At 46.6% G+C, this 15,714-nt stretch carries 19 protein-coding genes; 10 read left to right on the top strand and 9 right to left on the bottom strand.

Annotation, left to right across the window (positions count from 1 at the left end):
• Positions 1–105 precede the first annotated feature (105 nt).
• Positions 106–309: an outer membrane protein assembly factor BamE gene (gene bamE / locus GKO28_RS04625; protein WP_374220756.1), complete on the top strand. Its 204-nt coding sequence runs from the start codon at positions 106–108 to the stop codon at positions 307–309.
• 136 nt (positions 310–445) lie between these two features.
• Complete coding sequence (locus tag GKO28_RS04620; protein WP_182075508.1) at positions 446–607, top strand: hypothetical protein; 162 nt, start codon at positions 446–448, stop codon at positions 605–607.
• A 257-nt stretch (positions 608–864) separates the two neighbouring features.
• Here the strand turns inward: GKO28_RS04620 and GKO28_RS04615 are convergent, their stop codons facing one another.
• The 5 genes from GKO28_RS04615 to GKO28_RS04595 all read right to left on the bottom strand — a co-directional run bounded on the left by GKO28_RS04615 (position 865) and on the right by GKO28_RS04595 (position 4,917).
• Complete coding sequence (locus tag GKO28_RS04615) at positions 865–1,131, bottom strand: hypothetical protein (RefSeq protein WP_203563917.1); 267 nt, start codon at positions 1,129–1,131, stop codon at positions 865–867.
• The gene (locus GKO28_RS04610; RefSeq protein ID WP_203563916.1) at positions 1,128–1,361 is read right to left on the bottom strand and encodes a hypothetical protein; all 234 of its coding nucleotides are present in this window, start codon (positions 1,359–1,361) and stop codon (positions 1,128–1,130) included. The genes GKO28_RS04615 and GKO28_RS04610 overlap by 4 nt, the downstream gene beginning before the upstream one ends.
• 7 nt (positions 1,362–1,368) lie before the next feature.
• On the bottom strand, positions 1,369–2,076 hold the full coding sequence (locus GKO28_RS04605; RefSeq protein WP_182075507.1) for a DUF2092 domain-containing protein: 708 nt from the start codon (positions 2,074–2,076) through the stop codon (positions 1,369–1,371).
• 160 nt (positions 2,077–2,236) lie between these two features.
• Positions 2,237–3,310 (bottom strand): tetratricopeptide repeat protein, encoded by a 1,074-nt coding sequence (locus tag GKO28_RS04600; RefSeq protein ID WP_182075506.1) that lies wholly within the window; start codon positions 3,308–3,310, stop codon positions 2,237–2,239.
• The gene (locus tag GKO28_RS04595; protein ID WP_182075505.1) at positions 3,307–4,917 is read right to left on the bottom strand and encodes a GGDEF domain-containing protein; all 1,611 of its coding nucleotides are present in this window, start codon (positions 4,915–4,917) and stop codon (positions 3,307–3,309) included. Before GKO28_RS04595 ends, GKO28_RS04600 begins: the two co-directional genes overlap by 4 nt.
• 184 nt (positions 4,918–5,101) lie before the next feature.
• On the opposite strand from GKO28_RS04595, the gene GKO28_RS04590 reads away from it, so the two are divergent.
• Together GKO28_RS04590 and GKO28_RS04585 are read left to right on the top strand one after the other, a co-directional pair.
• Complete coding sequence (locus GKO28_RS04590; RefSeq protein WP_203563915.1) at positions 5,102–6,100, top strand: LysR substrate-binding domain-containing protein; 999 nt, start codon at positions 5,102–5,104, stop codon at positions 6,098–6,100.
• A gap of 392 nt (positions 6,101–6,492) precedes the next feature.
• On the top strand, positions 6,493–6,786 hold the full coding sequence (locus tag GKO28_RS04585) for a YkgJ family cysteine cluster protein (RefSeq protein ID WP_182075504.1): 294 nt from the start codon (positions 6,493–6,495) through the stop codon (positions 6,784–6,786).
• A gap of 69 nt (positions 6,787–6,855) precedes the next feature.
• Here GKO28_RS04585 and GKO28_RS04580 read toward each other — a convergent pair whose 3' ends face one another.
• Positions 6,856–8,850, bottom strand: a complete 1,995-nt coding sequence (locus GKO28_RS04580; protein ID WP_247646373.1) for a radical SAM protein — start codon at positions 8,848–8,850, stop codon at positions 6,856–6,858.
• Between the two features lie 498 nt (positions 8,851–9,348).
• Here GKO28_RS04580 and GKO28_RS04575 point away from each other — a divergent pair, with 498 nt between their 5' ends.
• Genes GKO28_RS04575 through GKO28_RS04565 form a run of 3 tightly spaced genes read left to right on the top strand, consistent with a single transcriptional unit; the run spans position 9,349 to position 11,000 of the window.
• Positions 9,349–10,020, top strand: a complete 672-nt coding sequence (locus GKO28_RS04575) for a hypothetical protein (RefSeq protein ID WP_182075503.1) — start codon at positions 9,349–9,351, stop codon at positions 10,018–10,020.
• The gene (locus tag GKO28_RS04570; RefSeq protein ID WP_203563914.1) at positions 9,974–10,498 is read left to right on the top strand and encodes a methyl-accepting chemotaxis protein; all 525 of its coding nucleotides are present in this window, start codon (positions 9,974–9,976) and stop codon (positions 10,496–10,498) included. The genes GKO28_RS04575 and GKO28_RS04570 overlap by 47 nt, the downstream gene beginning before the upstream one ends.
• Positions 10,446–11,000 (top strand): methyl-accepting chemotaxis protein, encoded by a 555-nt coding sequence (locus GKO28_RS04565; RefSeq protein WP_203563913.1) that lies wholly within the window; start codon positions 10,446–10,448, stop codon positions 10,998–11,000. The genes GKO28_RS04570 and GKO28_RS04565 overlap by 53 nt, the downstream gene beginning before the upstream one ends.
• A gap of 256 nt (positions 11,001–11,256) precedes the next feature.
• Here GKO28_RS04565 and GKO28_RS22650 read toward each other — a convergent pair whose 3' ends face one another.
• Genes GKO28_RS22650 through GKO28_RS21115 form a run of 3 tightly spaced genes read right to left on the bottom strand, consistent with a single transcriptional unit; the run spans position 11,257 to position 12,577 of the window.
• Positions 11,257–11,880 (bottom strand): methyl-accepting chemotaxis protein, encoded by a 624-nt coding sequence (locus GKO28_RS22650; RefSeq protein ID WP_203563912.1) that lies wholly within the window; start codon positions 11,878–11,880, stop codon positions 11,257–11,259.
• Between the two features lie 35 nt (positions 11,881–11,915).
• Positions 11,916–12,053, bottom strand: coding sequence for a hypothetical protein (locus GKO28_RS22645; protein ID WP_210768923.1), 138 nt, complete (start codon positions 12,051–12,053; stop codon positions 11,916–11,918).
• A 41-nt stretch (positions 12,054–12,094) separates the two neighbouring features.
• Positions 12,095–12,577 carry a PAS domain-containing protein gene (locus tag GKO28_RS21115; RefSeq protein ID WP_203563911.1) on the bottom strand — a complete coding sequence of 161 codons (483 nt, stop codon included), beginning with the start codon at positions 12,575–12,577 and terminating at the stop codon, positions 12,095–12,097.
• Positions 12,578–13,100: 523 nt separating this feature from the next.
• On the opposite strand from GKO28_RS21115, the gene GKO28_RS04545 reads away from it, so the two are divergent.
• From GKO28_RS04545 to GKO28_RS04535, 3 genes are all read left to right on the top strand, one after another.
• Positions 13,101–14,372: a tyrosine-type recombinase/integrase gene (locus GKO28_RS04545; protein WP_374220711.1), complete on the top strand. Its 1,272-nt coding sequence runs from the start codon at positions 13,101–13,103 to the stop codon at positions 14,370–14,372.
• Positions 14,373–14,461: 89 nt separating this feature from the next.
• Positions 14,462–15,289, top strand: a complete 828-nt coding sequence (locus GKO28_RS04540) for a hypothetical protein (RefSeq protein ID WP_182075501.1) — start codon at positions 14,462–14,464, stop codon at positions 15,287–15,289.
• Between the two features lie 142 nt (positions 15,290–15,431).
• The gene (locus tag GKO28_RS04535; protein ID WP_182075500.1) at positions 15,432–15,638 is read left to right on the top strand and encodes an AlpA family transcriptional regulator; all 207 of its coding nucleotides are present in this window, start codon (positions 15,432–15,434) and stop codon (positions 15,636–15,638) included.
• The last annotated feature ends 76 nt before the right edge of the window (positions 15,639–15,714 follow it).

Here is a 15,714-nt window from a genome sequence, read left to right as displayed (position 1 = left end):
CAGCCTACGGGCTGCTTGTTTTTTTTATTTGAAATCAAGGACAAACAGTATGAAACGTTATTTCATTTTATCTTTGCTGGTGCTGCTGATGGCGTGTAGCAAAAAATCACCGTCGAGAATTACAACAAAGTCACAACCGGCATGAGCCGTGCTGAAGTGGTGGCTATTTTAGGCGAGCCGACTCAGAGTGAATCGGGTGGTTTCTTGGGTATTCAAGGTGAAACTGCCAGCTGGCAAGACGGACAAGTGCAAATCACCGCGCAATTTGTAAATCAAAAACTACTGACACATTCCATGGTGAAGCAATAAGCCAGTAATCGCTTTATTATTACAAATAACAATGGTTATTTTTACTAATAAATAAAGAAAATAATGGCTTGAGTGTTAGATTTGCTTTGTTATACTCAAAAAGAACCGTATTTAGCGGTTTAAATAGGAGATTTCAATGCGTCATCTGATTCAAGCCACATTGCTGGCCACTGCCGTTTTGGGTTCAACCATGGCTTACGCCGATTGTGATGATGGTCCCCGCGTGATGCCAAAAGTCGAAGTGACAAAAACGGACTATCTCAAAAAAATGGAAGCCTTTTTTGATTTTGTTGATTGATACCGATAAAAATGGCGTGATGACCCCTGCTGAGCGCACTGCTGCCAAGCAAAAAATGAAAGCTGAGTGCCGGGCTAAAAAATCCAACGCATCAGTTTGGTAATATGGGTGGGTAGTTTGAGGTGTTTTTTTATTTAAATTTTGAAATGAAAAACAGTCAATTCCAATTAAAAATAGGCCAGATAAATGGCCTATTTTTTTATCTAAAAAAGCTAAATCATCTATTTTTAATCATGAATCAGCACAGCATAAATAAATTAATACGGTTGGTTCACCACAATATAAGTCACATTACTGCCTTGATATTGCGGTTGATACCAAGTTGATCCGCATTGCATATATGCCGTATTCCCGCGTATGACTTGAACGCAATTAGTCGGTATTTGGTTGGCATTCACAATACTACCAATGACCGCTGAGGTTACTGCGACAGCGGCAGTGACGGCCACTGCGGTCGCAACCGGATGATAGTCATTGTCATAATAAGCGCCATGGCGATAGCCGCCGTTATGATCGACATTCACATTAACGTTATTGTTGCTGACATTGGTGTTTTTAATATTGTTATTTCGATGATCGTTTTTATTGTTATTGCTGTGATTGTTAGTCGCTTTATTATTTTTTTGCTCGCGGCAGGTCGAGCGCCTTTTTGGTGATCGCCTTTAGCTTGTGCTTGAATTGGCATACCGAGGCTGATTAAAGCCACGGCGCTCAGTATCAGGATGCTGGCTTTTGTTGCGAATTTAAACATCATGTGCCCCTTATTCTGCCGCTTTTTTAAATGGAATCGCAATATCACCTGCTTTAGCTTTAAAGGTAAATTCGCGCTTATTGAGCTTAGGCTTCAGATTCCAAATATAAGTTTCGGAGAGTGCCAGGCGATTGGGCTTGCTGCTATCGGTAATCAGCACTTTGCAAGGTAGCGATGGCTTGCTGCGGCTAGTCCATAATTGCCACACGGACTCAGCCTGAGCAAACACGAAATGATCACATAATTGACCATTAATTTTGCTGACACCAACGTATTCAGCCAAGGTGAGTTGATTGAGTACGGCTTGGTCTTTGCCAATATCAAATAACGATTTAAGTGGAATATTCAGCGCATAGACGTTTTTGACTTGATTGAGCATATCGCTGGTATTACTGGCAACATCAACCGTGGTGTAGTAATGCAAGGTGGGGGAGTATTGTGTTAATTGCTGGCCGTTATAAAAATATTCGCGATTTAAATTGTCGCTCTTTATTTTTACATACAGTTTATTGTGGCCATCAATGAGCATCGTGCTCTTGCCCATGGTTTGAATCATTTGGCCTGATGGCGACAGAATATCTTGTGTGATGACGGCTTTAACTTCGGCCTTGGGTAAGCTGCGTAGGTGATTGCCAATTTCAACCGCTTTAGCTACCACCAATGGATTAACTGCTGCTTCGAGTGGCTGGTTATCACTAGCCCATAGTGAAACGCTCAATGGCAGTAGTGCCAAGCCGAGCCAAGCTGTTTTTTTAATTGCATAAGCTTACTCCAAAATAATGAGTAATTAAGAATGCTTTAATGATAGCTTATCAATACGAAGTGGCTGTTATATTGTTTGAGTTAGATTGCTGCTATTAGTCCATGTAATGACTGAATTAATTGGCTACTGATTTGGCTTGGTAGCGAATTCGGCTTAAGGCTAAGCGCAGTTCAAGCTCAAGTGGGTTGAGCTGTTTTTGTGAAATGCGCTGCAATTTTCTTTCGGCTTTAGATTGCAGTTGCTGTAGCTGTTTGGCGTGGCCCACTTTGAGATGGCTTAAGGCGCTTTGGTAATCACCTTGTTCGATGCACAGCGTTTCAAGTAATTCATGTGCTTGTTGGCTCATATTAAAGCCACGAATTTGTTCGCCCAATTCAAGGCAAAACTCAAGTGATTGCCGTGCGGCAGCGTGTTGATTTTGGTGTAAATAAATGCGCCCTAAAATTAAGGCCACTAAAGATCGGCACCATAAACCACCATAGTTTTGCGCTAATGTTTTTGCCGTTTGCAATTGATCAAATGCCGCGCTGAGCTGGTGGTGATCAAATAACACTAAGCCGGTATAAATATGAAATTCAGCCTGGGCTTCGATGCGCGGATTTCTTGCCAGATGCTCGCTTAATTGTGCCAATAGCCGCTCGACTTCAGTGTAATACTTGAGCTGGTAGCAATTGGCGATTAAAGCCAGTAGGCAGTCAGTAAATAGCGTGGCATCGTCGATGTTGGCGGCTAAATCAAAGGCGCGTTGTTGGTACTCAAGCGCGAGCCCTACCTGACCAAACACTAAACAGACTTGGGCAATTCCCGAGTAGCTGCGCACAAAAGCGGGATGATCTTCCGCGTCGATGGCTGTTTGCAGGGCTTGCAACCAAATATCCAGCGCCCGCATGTATTCGCCCAAATGCAATTGGCATTGTGCTTGCCAATGTAAAGTTTGGGCGAGTAAAGACCAGTCATTGAGTTGGCGGGCAAGTATGCCGGCCTCGCGAAAGTCTTTGCTGGCGGCGCTGGGCTGCTCGCCGATATCGATTAAATATTCTCCACGACACAGTAGCGCTTGAGCCAGTAGCGACAATTGATGCGTTTTTTTGGCGTGTCGAATGGTGTGGTCAATCTCGGCGGTATCGTGATCGCGGTGGAGGGTATGGCGTAGTAGTGCCAAGTCGGTGGTTGCGGTTTCACAGATCATCGATATAACTCCACACGGTTACGGCCTAGGTGTTTGGCTTGATACAGCGCTTGATCGGCATGTTTGATCAAGGTTTGGGCATCGGGCTCGTCGTGATATTCGGCAGCCCCAATGCTGGCGCTGACGCGTAAATCGATATGACTGTCTTGCCAAGAATGCGTTTCAACTCTTTGCCGAATTCGCTCGGCAATCTCTGAGGCGGTGTTGCCGGCGGCGCCAGGCAGTAAGAGCACAAATTCCTCTCCGCCGTAACGGACGATTAGATCGCCACTACGGCAAGATTGCAGCAAAATCTGCGCGGTATTTTGAATCACGATATCGCCAATCGGATGGCCGAAGCGATCGTTAATGTGTTTGAAATGATCTAAATCGACCATCAACACCGAGAATGGACGCTGCTCTTCGATACAGCGCTGATACATTCTGGGCATTTCTTGTTCGAGATGGCGGCGATTACTCAGGCCAGTTAATGGGTCTTGCAAAGTGGCGCTGCGCAGTGAGCTGAGTAATTCAGAATCGGCGGAGCTTTTTTGCCGCAAGATGATGTTTTCTTGCCGCGTTTGTAAAAACAGCAATTGAATATCGAGCTCTTTCATTCTGCGCTCGAGTGCCGAGGTGATTTTATCTTTAGCAATTTGTTGTGCGTCTTGCAGTGCCAAATGTTGGTATTGGCGGCGGTATTCCCACGCCATTTTAAAGTCGGCTATTTCTTCACCCAACTGCGCTAACAAGTGATAAGCCTTGAGCCGCAAGGGATTAGATTCAAACGATTGAATCAGATTAAGGGCCATCAGTAGATATTGCTTGGCCGATTGCGGCTCTTGGGTTGCCATATAGACGCGGCCTAAGGCCAGCAAATTATTGGCTTGGCACCAGCGATAATTGAGCTTTTGATTTAAATCCCACGCGGTATGGAGCCAGGTTTTTGCTTGGGTATATTCCGCTAGCTCAAGATGAGCTTCACCTCGATAGCTATACCATTCAGCCAGCCACGCTTTATGCTGGCTAGATAAAAAAACCGCCTCGCCTTGCGTGGATAAAGACAGCGCAATTTCGTATTCGCCTAACAGATTTAAATCGGCTGCGACGTGTAAATAACTATTGGCAAGCAATTCATATTGCTGGCTATGCGGTGCAAATTCTAAGGCCATTTCATGCCAGTGCAAGGCATCGCCATATTGTTGATAGGCGCAGTAGATATTGCCGATACCAATACAGGCGTGGACATATAAATCGTAGGCGTGTAATGGCAACGCTTTTTTTAAGCAGCTCATCCACAATTTAAGTGCGGCAAGGTATTGATTACTCGACAGCAATAATTGTGCGCGGGCATGCTCATATTCGGCATGCTGACGGGGTGATTTTTGGCTTTTTATCAGCGTCTCAGCCCGATCTAAGGCCGCATGGCCTGCTACGCGATCGTCTAATGCCCAGTAGCATTGAGCTAAAAGTAATTGGGCATTGATTTCTGTTTGCGGGGCGTTTTGGGCCTGAGCAATGACCGGCAGTAAAATGGCTACACTTTGAGTGCAATCGGCAATAAAACAGGCGCGAGCAGCGGCGATGCTTTGCTCAAGATGGGGCTGAGCGTCGAGAATCATTTGCATACGTTATCAATCAATAAAGTCGGTGATCGTCGCGGGCCAACAAGGGCATCAAGCTGCTGGGTTTTATCAACGACCCAGTGAAACGATTTAACGATCAGAAGCTTTAAATTATAAACGCTTGCTGTCAGCGAATCAGATATTTATAGTGCAGATTGAATTTTAAAAATCAATTGAAGGTATCGAAATGAAATTCACCCTACGCCAGTTAGAGGTGTTTGTGGCCGTAGGTCGTGGCGAAAGCGTGTCGCGGGCCGCAGAATGCGTGGGTTTATCGCAATCGGCGACCAGCACCGCGCTATCTGAATTAGAGCGGGTGTATGATCGGCGCTTATTTGATCGGATTGGCAAACGCTTGCAGCTTAATGAATTGGGCGCAGCTTTATTACCACAAGCCATCCAGTTACTCGATCATGCGGCAGAAATTGACGCCTTATTGGCAGGACGTTCGGGGTTTGGCCCGATGCGTGTCGGTGCAACGCTGACCATTGGTAATTATCTGGCCACCTTACTCATTGGTGATTTTATGCGGCAGCATCCGGGCTGCCGTGTTTCATTGGGTGTGCACAATACCGCACATATTGTGCGGCAAGTGGCGCATTATGAGCTGGACTTAGGTTTGATTGAAGGCGATTGTCAGCATGCCGATTTGGATGTTATTCCCTGGATTGCCGATGAATTAGCGGTATTTGCTGCGCCAGAACATCCCTTGGCGCATAAATTGCAGCAAGGCGGTGAGATTGATTTTGCTGATTTGCTGGCGGCGTCTTGGATTGTTCGGGAGTCAGGTTCTGGCACCCGGCAAACCTTTGATTACGCCATGCGGCATGTCCAGTCCAAGCTCGATATTCGCTTAGAGCTGGAGCATACCGAGGCGATTAAACGCGCGGTGGAGTCGGGTTTGGGAATTGGTTGTATTTCACGGCTGGCGCTGAAAGAAGCATTTCGCCGTGGCAGCTTGGTAGAGCTGCCAGTAGTGGGTTTGGATTTAGCGCGGCAGTTTCATTTTGTGCTCCATAAGCAAAAATATCGCACGGCAGGGATTACGGCTTTTTTAGAGCTTTGCCGCAGCGTGACCGCAGGCGCTCGCCGCAGCGCGATGAGATTGTTTTGCCGTATATTCGCTAAACAGCGGATTGTTCGTTCGTTGGTGATGCGTAGACTTGATGTATATACCGTGCCGTAGCCACTTCAAACCTATAAACGTAATTGGAACAAAGCCCAATCTTTGGCAATGTTCAGGTTTGGTGTTGATGCTGTGCCGCGCTCGTCGAGCTGGGGCTTAAAATCCCGTCTAAGCGCACCGAGTGCGGAGAGAGACAAACGGTTTTATCGTTTGGCTCACGATCGATCGAGGGCACAGCGGAGCTGGGCGCGCTCGGGTCGCCTTTCTTTTCCCCCATTTTCTTTGGCGAGTCAAAGAAAATGGGGTCCCCGTCGCGGACTGCGACTGTAAATAGCCGTGCCGCAGGCACTTAAAAAACTATCAAAACGTAATCGGAACAACCCTAGTCTTTTAGGGTATATAGCAGTAAGTTTTATTTAATATAGGTTGTAATAATATACCCATGGAGGTCTATGTCTGATGCTGTATCGTGTAGTAGTTGTAAAGCCTGTTGTTGCCAATTAGAAGTGATGCTGATTGCGGGTGATGATGATGTGCCCGCCGAGTTCATTGAAGTGGACGCATGGGGTGGCGAGATTATGCATCGCTTGGCCGATGGTTGGTGCGCGGCGCTGAATCGCAGCAATATGTTGTGTACGATTTATGCGCAGCGCCCTTGGATTTGTCGTGAATATGAAGCGGGTGACAGCGACTGTATCGAGCAAAGACAGCGCATTCCTTTGTTGTCGATTCAACGCATTATTTAACCGGTTGCAGCTACCGGTTCAACACCGACCATCGTTTGATTACGAATACGCAACGATGGCCGCGTCGACTTAATATTGTTGCAATGCTTTGGCGAGGCGATGTTTGGCAATGGTGGTGCGCGGCACTTTGCTATCAAACCAAACTCGCACATCGTCATCTAAACCAATGCCGTGCATATAGTTATACAGCGCTTTATTGAGCGCTCGACCGAGTGCATCGTGATCAACCCCAGTAGGATCAATAAAGCCAATATCATTGGTGGCAAAACTGATTTCGGGGAGCTTTTCCAGCGTGACGCCAAATTCTTCTGGATTTTTGCCAACCGGGGAGTGTACCGTGCAAGCAAAACGATGGAAAAAGCCCGATTGAATACAGCCATTATCAAATAGTTGCCGCACGTATTCGAGCGCATCCACGGTGTCTTGCACCGTTTGCGTTGGGAAGCCATACATCAAATACGCATGCACCAGCACGCCGGCCTCGGTAAAACTTTGCGTCACTTTGGCCACTTGCTCGACCGACACGCCTTTTTTCATCAAGGTCAGTAAACGATCCGATGCAACTTCAAGCCCGCCAGAAATCGCAATACAGCCACTTTCGGCGAGCAATCGGCATAGATCCGGGCTAAAGGTTTTTTCAAAGCGAATATTGCCCCACCAAGAAATCGAGATATTGCGGCGAATCAGTTCTTCGGCCAACGCTTTAAGCGCCTTCGGTGGCGCAGCTTCATCGACAAAGTGAAAACCGGTTTGTCCGGTTTCGGCGATGATGGCTTCAATGCGATCGACCAATACTTCGGCGGTGGTGGTTTCATAGCGCGAAATATAATCGAGGGTAATATCGCAAAAACTGCATTTTTTCCAATAGCAGCCGTGCGCCACGGTGAGTTTATTCCAGCGGCCATCTGACCACAGCCGGTGCATTGGGTTGAGCATGTCGAGTAGCGATAGGTAGCGATCCAGCGGCAAGCCATCCCACGTTGGCGTACCGACTTCGCCAAACGGCACTTCAGGCTCGACAAAGTTGATGTATTTCACCGCGCCATCAACGCGGGTAAAGGTGCGCACCAAACGCTGTTGCGAGCGTTTGCCTTTTAAGTGCTCCAGCAGCGCCAGCAACGGGCGCTCGCCGGCGTCGAGCATGACGAAATCAAAGTAATCAAAAACGCGTGGCTCTTTCAGTTCGCGCAATTCGGTATTGGCAAAACCGCCACCGAGTGCGATGACCATATCAGGGTATTGCCGTCGAATCGTTTGAGCGATTCGGAAAGCGGCATATACCGCGCCTGGGAAGGGCACAGACAGCAAGACGATATTGGGCTGGTGCTGCAGGGCGGATTGCAGTGTCAGTTCCGCCAAATAATCATCAACCAGCGTGGTGGGCGCAGCCAATGCGCGTGCCAGAGGATCAAACGTGGCTTGCGACATCGCTAATGACTCGGCGTAGCGAACAAATTCAAAGCGCGAATCCACCGCTTCGCGGATTACATCGGCAATATCGTTTAAATACAAGGTACCTAAATGCCGCGCGCGATCTTGCATACCCAGCGCACCAAAGGCCCACGCCAGCGGGTCGCCCCCCTCATCGTCGACGTAGGCGTCGAGCTGGGCAAAACGCGCACCTTCAGGCAAAAAATTACGGCTGCAAATGCGGTGGCCGATGGTGGAGTCGCGGCCCTGCAAAAACGCCATGGTCGGGGTAATGGTGCTGAGGTAGCGATCAAACGTCGCGTCAAATAGCGCTACCTGCGGCGTGCGTTTTTTGGGCGGAATTTTGTCGATCTTCTGGCGAATGTCGAGCAAACCGTCTTTAGAAAACAGCTTGAGCATCAAGGCCAGTGCCAGATCGCTTTGCTGCGCTTGAACACCTTGCGAGCGCAAAAAGCCCGTTAAATACGCCGTGGATGGATAGGGCGTATTCAATTGCGTCATCGGTGGGATGATAGATAAAACGCGGGCGGTATCGATCTTGCTCATATCAGGCCTAGAGTGGGTATCTGCTGCTAAATAAGGTATATCAAAATCTAGCTGCAAATACCCAAGGGCATCGGCAACTAAATCCATCACAAAACAAAAAACCCCAGTCGCCAGCGCGGTCTAGGGTTTGTGAGCGTTTACTTTCTTGCTGCGCTAGCGCGGTTTAATCGTTCGACATTTGGCCAGCCCAGCTCAAGCCCGAATTCTACCTTGTTATCTGTCGAGTGTATTGATTTTGGTCGGATTTTCTGTTTCGCAGCGCAGGGGCGTCAAGCGATATTGCCTATTTAATAAGTGCATCGAGCATATCGTCAGCCTTGCTTGGAGAACGCCAATTTTAAGTCAGCGTATCTTAAACTTCGGTGGTTTGGGATCAGGTTTTGTTGTTTAAAGGATGATGATCTGCTGTGACTTGAAGACCATTTTCAGTTTTGGTCTTTGACCTTGGCGCTAATTTTGCACAGTAGTTTGCTTTGTTTTCCAAACTTTACTTTCCCCGTGCTTATTCACTGCGAGGCAGCTATAAATCATTACAGGTAGATTTATTTCTAACTTAGAAATTAATGATTAAGGTTGGTGGTTGAAATGTCGTTTTTGCTGTCATGGTCAATGAGTATTAAAAAGATTTTTTGTATCTTAGCGATTGCCATTGTGGTGCTATTGGGCATGATCATATTGACCAATCATCTCTCCAATGTTGCCAATTCAGAGATTATTAAGGCACAAAAATCTCGTTACGAGTCGTATTTACTGGCCGACGAATTACGTCAAAGCTCTGATGATTTAACCCGCTTGGCGAGAACTTATGTGCTCACTGGCGATGCACGCTATGAAGCGCAATACATGGCCATTTTAGATATTCGCAATGGTGTACGCTTTCGACCTGAAGCGTATCAGCGTATCTACTGGGACTTTGTTGCCAACGGTAATCAACCGCCACGTCCTGATAGTCAGGTAAAAATCGCTTTAACCGAGCTGATGCGTGAAACGGGTTTTACTGAAGCTGAAATGAAAAAACTGGTGGAGGCCGCGAATAATTCCGATGAATTAGTCAAGACGGAAGTGATTGCAATGAATGCAGTCAAAGGTCTCTTTCGTGATGCAACTGGACAATTCACGATTAAAGGTGCGCCAAATATGAAAATGGCCGCTGAAATTATGCACGATAAAAAATACCACCAAAATAAAATCATGATTATGAAACCGGTCGATGAGTTTTTTTATCTTGTTAGACAACCGAACACAAACAGCGATTGATCAAGCAGAGCAACGAGCATCCCAGATTAGCTACTTCATGTTTGCGCTATTGGCAGCAGGACTTATTTTCATTGTTGGCTTATTAATTCTGGCGTATCGAATCATTTTTCGCTGTCTGGGCTGTGAGCCACAGCGCGCTTCTCATATTATCCAAACCCTTGCTCGGGGCGACCTTACTGTTCAGATTGATTTAGAAAAAAATGACAATGTGAGCTTGCTTTACCATACCAAAATGATGGTAGCGCGTTTAGCGGATGTGATTGCAAATGTGAGCCAAGCCGCTTCGTTACTGATGTCGGCATCGACCGAAATTTTGGCTGCATCACAGTCTTTGAGTCAAAGTGCATCAGAGCAGGCGGTGAGTGTCGAGCAAACCAGTGCCGTTGTCGAAGAAATTTCGTCTTCCATTGCCTTGGCTTCTGAAAATGCGCTTGCAACTGATGAAATTGCGAGTCAATCATCAGTCAGTGCAATTTGAAGGGGGTGAGGTCTTTAAGCAAACCGTTGACGCGATGCGACAAATTGAGAAAAAAATCAGCGTTATTGATGAGATCGCATATCGCACTGATTTATTGGCGCTCAATGCCGCAATTGAGGCTGCTCGAGCAGGCATTCATGGTCATAGTTTTGCTGTGGTGGCGGCTGAAGTGCGCAAACTGGCTGGCAATAGTAAATTGGCAGCCCAAGAGATATCTCAAGTCGCACGCGATAGTGTGTTACTTGCTGAGCGAGCTGGTGACTTACTTGAGCAGATGGTGCCCTCTATTTGTAGAACTGCGAGTTTGGTGCAAGAAATTAGTGCGGTTTCTCGTGAACAAACTTGCGGATTGGACCAAATCAACTCAGCAATTAGTCAATTAGTACAAGCAACTCAAATCAATGCCAATGCGTCAGAGCAGTTGTCTGCCACTTCGGAAGAAATGAATGAGCAAGCGTCACAGCTGCAAGAAATGATTCAATTTTTTCGAATCAGCAGATGATAAATCGCCTATCGGATTATCTTGATGTCTTGGTTCAACATAGGCCAGAAGCATCTGCTGACTTGATAAGATATAGGCATCATACAGAGGCCAAAATCAATGACGTATATGAATCAGCGACCAAAAGCGATGTAATTAGGTCTAACTGACAGAAAAAAAAAGGATTTAGCTTTTCAGCTAAACCCTTTATCGCTGGTTCGGAGCGTTTCGTGCATCGACCCTCGCCAGCTATCGATGCGATCTCAACGCTACCGGTTTATTTGCTCTGTCTGACAAGGCTTTCTACATCTAGCGTTGCGGCGCTGGTTCTTTCTGCTAGTTTTCTGACTTCATCGGCCACCACGGCAAAGCCGCGGCCAGCCTCGCCAGCGCGAGCGGCTTCGATGGCCGCGTTCAGTGCCAGCAAATTGGTTTGATCGGCAATCGATTTAATGGTGCCGACGATGGTGGCGATTTCGGCAAGGCTTTTTTCTAGGCTCTGCCTTTGCACGCTTTCGCCACTCAGCGCTTCGGATTGCTTTTCGGCATCAATAGCGGCCAAAGCCCCCACTACGCGCAGTGGGGCGCCATTGCTGTCACGGCGGGTTTTGCCTCTGGCGCGAAACCAGTGATATTCGTTGTTTTTACACTTCAGGCGGTATTCGATGTTGTAGGGGGTGTTGCCGGTTTTGTCGTTTAAATGCGCGGCAAACGCATCCAGTACGCCTTGTTTTTCATCTGGGTGTAAGCGGCTGGCCCAACTTTCCAGCACATCCGGAAACTCGTTAACCGAATGAAAACCCAATAAAGCCCTAAATTGTTCCGACCACCAGAACGCATTTTGCGGGTTAACAGGGTTATCCACATCAACTTCCATATCCCATAAGCCTTCAGATAGCATTGCACTGCTTAGCTCGAATCGGGTCAATGTTTTACTCAGCTCAGCCTCGTTTTTTTTTTGCGCAGGGAAATCCCCTCCAATGAGCCGGCCACTCTGAGCGGTACGCCTTCGCTATTACGCTGTGTCGCGCCTCTGGCCCGGAACCAGCGATATTGCTTATCTTTGCATTGCAGCCGGTATTCAATGTCGTAGGGGGTGCGCCCGCTTTTGTCATTTAAGTGATAGCAAAGGCCATGAGTGTGGTGTCCTTATCTTCTGGGTGCAAAAGGTTGGCCCAGCTGCCCAGTACATTCGGAAAATCTCGCTCATCGGTAAACCCGAGTAAACGCCTGAAGGTCGGTGACCACCAAAATACATTGGCAGGATTAAGCGGATCGCCCGCTACTACGCTCATATCCCACAGACCTTCGCTGGATGCCTGATTCACCAGATCAAAACGTTTTTCTAAAGCACTGTACTGCGTTTTTTCCTTGGCTAATTCTTCCTGCAATGCGCTTACTTCATCATGTAAAGCGCGTTTTTCATGCAGGGCAGCAGAAAGCGCTTCGCTGTTTTTATGCCAGATGCGATGTAATTTATCGCCAATGGCACGCCATTTCTCGTCGCCATCCATCGTCCAGCGTGGCATATCGCCACGTAAAGCCGCTTCGGCCGCGCTGTCTAGTTGGCTAATTAACCGATTTTGCTTAAAAAACATAGTGCACCTCAATCAATATCCCGACCCAGACGGGATTTGTATCAATCTAGTGCATTGCGGCGGTAGCTCTAAGAAAAAAACAAATATTTTTACATTATTAGTAATTAATTGTTTGCTGTATTGTATTTATTAATCGAAATAAAAGCAGTTTTTGTAAGTTTATCCGTGAGTCAATAGACGGTGACATTGTGCTGCTGGTTTCTAAGCCAATGTCCCAAGAATGTCCCATGAGGGGGGGGACTAACTACTTAGGCAAAAAAAGGGTCTAGCTTTTTAGCTAAACCCTTGATTTTATTAGTGGTGCTCGGAGCGGGACTTGAACCCGCACACCTTTCGGCGAGGGATTTTAAGTCCGTCATTTTAGCTTTTCTTGGACTTGCTTGGAATCATTTTAGTGTATATAAAACAATGACTTATGTTGTTTTGTGGCTATGGTGTTCCATGTGCTTCTAGAGTAAAATGTTCCCCAGAGTGTTCCCCAAATTAGATAGGGTGGGTGGGTATATGGCAGCCAAATTACTAAGTGGCGAAGACGATACAAAATGCTAAACCTGGCATGACTTATAAAGGCAAAATCAAGCCAGTTGATAAAGACTTTTTACTGTCTGATGGTGAGTGTCTTTTCTTACGGGTTCGCCCATCTGGCACTAAAGACTGGATCTTTATTTACACGGCCAGTGACGGTTCTCGCGCCAAGATGGTTTTGGGTAGCCTGACTGACCATAGCGAAAAAACTGCTCGAGATTGGGCATCAGAGCAAAGAGCATTAATTGATGTTGGGGTTGACCCTCGAACAGCACGCGCTCAGAAAAAACAAGCGGAGGAAGAGCTGAAAAGTTACTCTTTGGGCTTGCTATTGAAAGCCTATGTGACCACGCTAGCCAAGCGTGGGAAAGTATCATTCCGTGAGGTTGAAAATGCGCTCAACTGCCACATTCCCGAAAAACTTCGATCAAAAAACGCCGCCGCTATCACACGTGATGATTTGATTCCGATTATTCGTAAATTACTCGAGGATGGTAAAGGTCGTACAGCGGCTAAAGTACGCAGTTATTTACGAAGCGCGTTTGAAATGGCATTAACCGCCCCTGACGACCCCAATGCCCCATCAGCCATGCTTGGTTTCAAGCTGACGCATAATCCCGTAGACCGCATTAAGGCCCTATCTGAGCATAATAAAGCAGGCGAGCGCAGCTTAAGTCGTTCCGAGTTGATTGAACTTCAAAAGCACATTCTCAACATCAAAAATGTAGATGTTCGTGATGTTTTACGCTTGGCCATATTGTTAGGTGGCCAACGGTTTACGCAGTTGGCTACAGCAGGGCTGGAAAAAGATACTGAGGGTAATCCAGTTATTGTTATTCGTGACAGCAAGGGTCGCCGTCAGCAGGCTCGACGCCACGTTTTGCCTCTTCAGGGAGAGGCCTTGGAAATCGTTAATTCACGAAATGGTCAGTTATTTTGTTTGGATGCAATTTCTGCTACGGACTTTGTAAAGACTGTTTCTAGTCGAATTTCTCAAATTAACAAAGCGATGTTAGCCGAGGGGTCATCTACTGAGCCATTTCGTGGTGGGGATATACGGCGTACTGTTGAAACACATTTGGCCGCTCGCGGTGTTTCACGCGATTTGCGGGCACAACTACAGTCGCATGGCTTGGGTGGTATTCAAGCACGGCATTATGATAAGTACGATTATTTAGAGGAAAAACGCACTGTGTTGTCTAACTGGGAGGCCTATTTGACAGAGTTATATGTTGGTAACGTCATCGAATTAAACCTAAAAGTTGCTTAAATGTGACAAATAATATCTTGGTATTGTGTGGAATGTGATGGAGGAGGTGGCTCAGTTACAATTAAAAAAAACTTTGGACACCTCTGATTATGACGACTAAAGCATTTTATCCATTTGACGATACTGGTGTTCTCCTTGGAGATACATTTTTTGCTGCGTTATCACCCGTTGATTGGGATAAATATCAGAATTCTTCAATGATTGCCGCTGCTGAAGCGGCATTTTTATTGGTAGGCTTGCCACCACCGGACCACTTAAAATTAAATATCAATTCACAGTATGGATTGTCAGATTTAAGTGGATTAGAGGCGCAAGGCGGCTGGCGTAAACATAACGCAACGACTGCTGCGGCCAAGTTAGCCTATCAATTTATGCAAGCAATTCAGCGGCAACTAGATGATGGTCAGCCCGTACCTAAGATTGGAGCTTTGTCTGATTGGATTACTTGGGCCGATGCTTTTCAGTTGCCGATTTACACGCTTGTACGAGAGTTGGCAAATACGAGTGCTAAATCTCAAGCGGAGACTAAACACCAGTTTGATGCTGGTTCGGTTTCAGCAACAATCGTTGATAAAAGCGAGCTAGCAGAACCACCTTGTTTTAATCGGTGCAAAAATGCCAATGTGCGAATCGTCATCGCGGCGGCTTGGGTAATTGAAACTTATGGCCGCACAGCAAGCATATTTGAGATATTGAATTTGTTAAACGAATGGCATGAACATACATACCTGCACCCACAATGGGTTGAGCGTGAAATGGGACGACTACTGAGTGTTGATATCGCTAATCGTTGCTTTTATTGGGATGCTGATAAAAATAAAGGTAAGGCAAAGACCCAAACTACCTTGAACAATATTCAAGATGCGCTTGATAGATGGCGAAAAAATAGAAAAGAAGAATTAGTTGATGCCGTTTAAAACCCGCATAAAAAACCGCGTTAGCCGAATTAGCCGAACTGGGAAGTTCGGCTTTTTTTTGGGCATAAAATTTGTCTTGTCACTTCCGTCACTGCACGAGGTGAGCTTACCTGTTCTTTAACAATCTAATAAAGGATTCAGCATGAAGCACCAAAATTTGGATGAATATATTCATTTGTTGCGCCGTCCTCTGGTCGAGAACATCACAGGCTTGGGCCGTTCTGCCATTTATGCGCTTGTGGCCCAAGGTGATTTTCCTGCTCCTGTGCGCTTAACTGCCAAGTCGGTTGCTTGGCGCTCTGATGAGGTACAAGCATGGGTTAATTCTCGCCCATCAACCAAATCGTAATCGGCATTAACTCAAATCGAAACATTACTTTTATCAGCGCATCTGTCCTCAACATTCACGTTTATTTGTGAATGTT

The sequence above is a fragment of the Deefgea sp. CFH1-16 genome (assembly GCF_016881365.1).
GTDB lineage: Bacteria > Pseudomonadota > Gammaproteobacteria > Burkholderiales > Chitinibacteraceae > Deefgea.
Note: the sequence above shows the minus strand (reverse complement) of the source record. Positions and strands in the feature narration are given on the sequence as shown.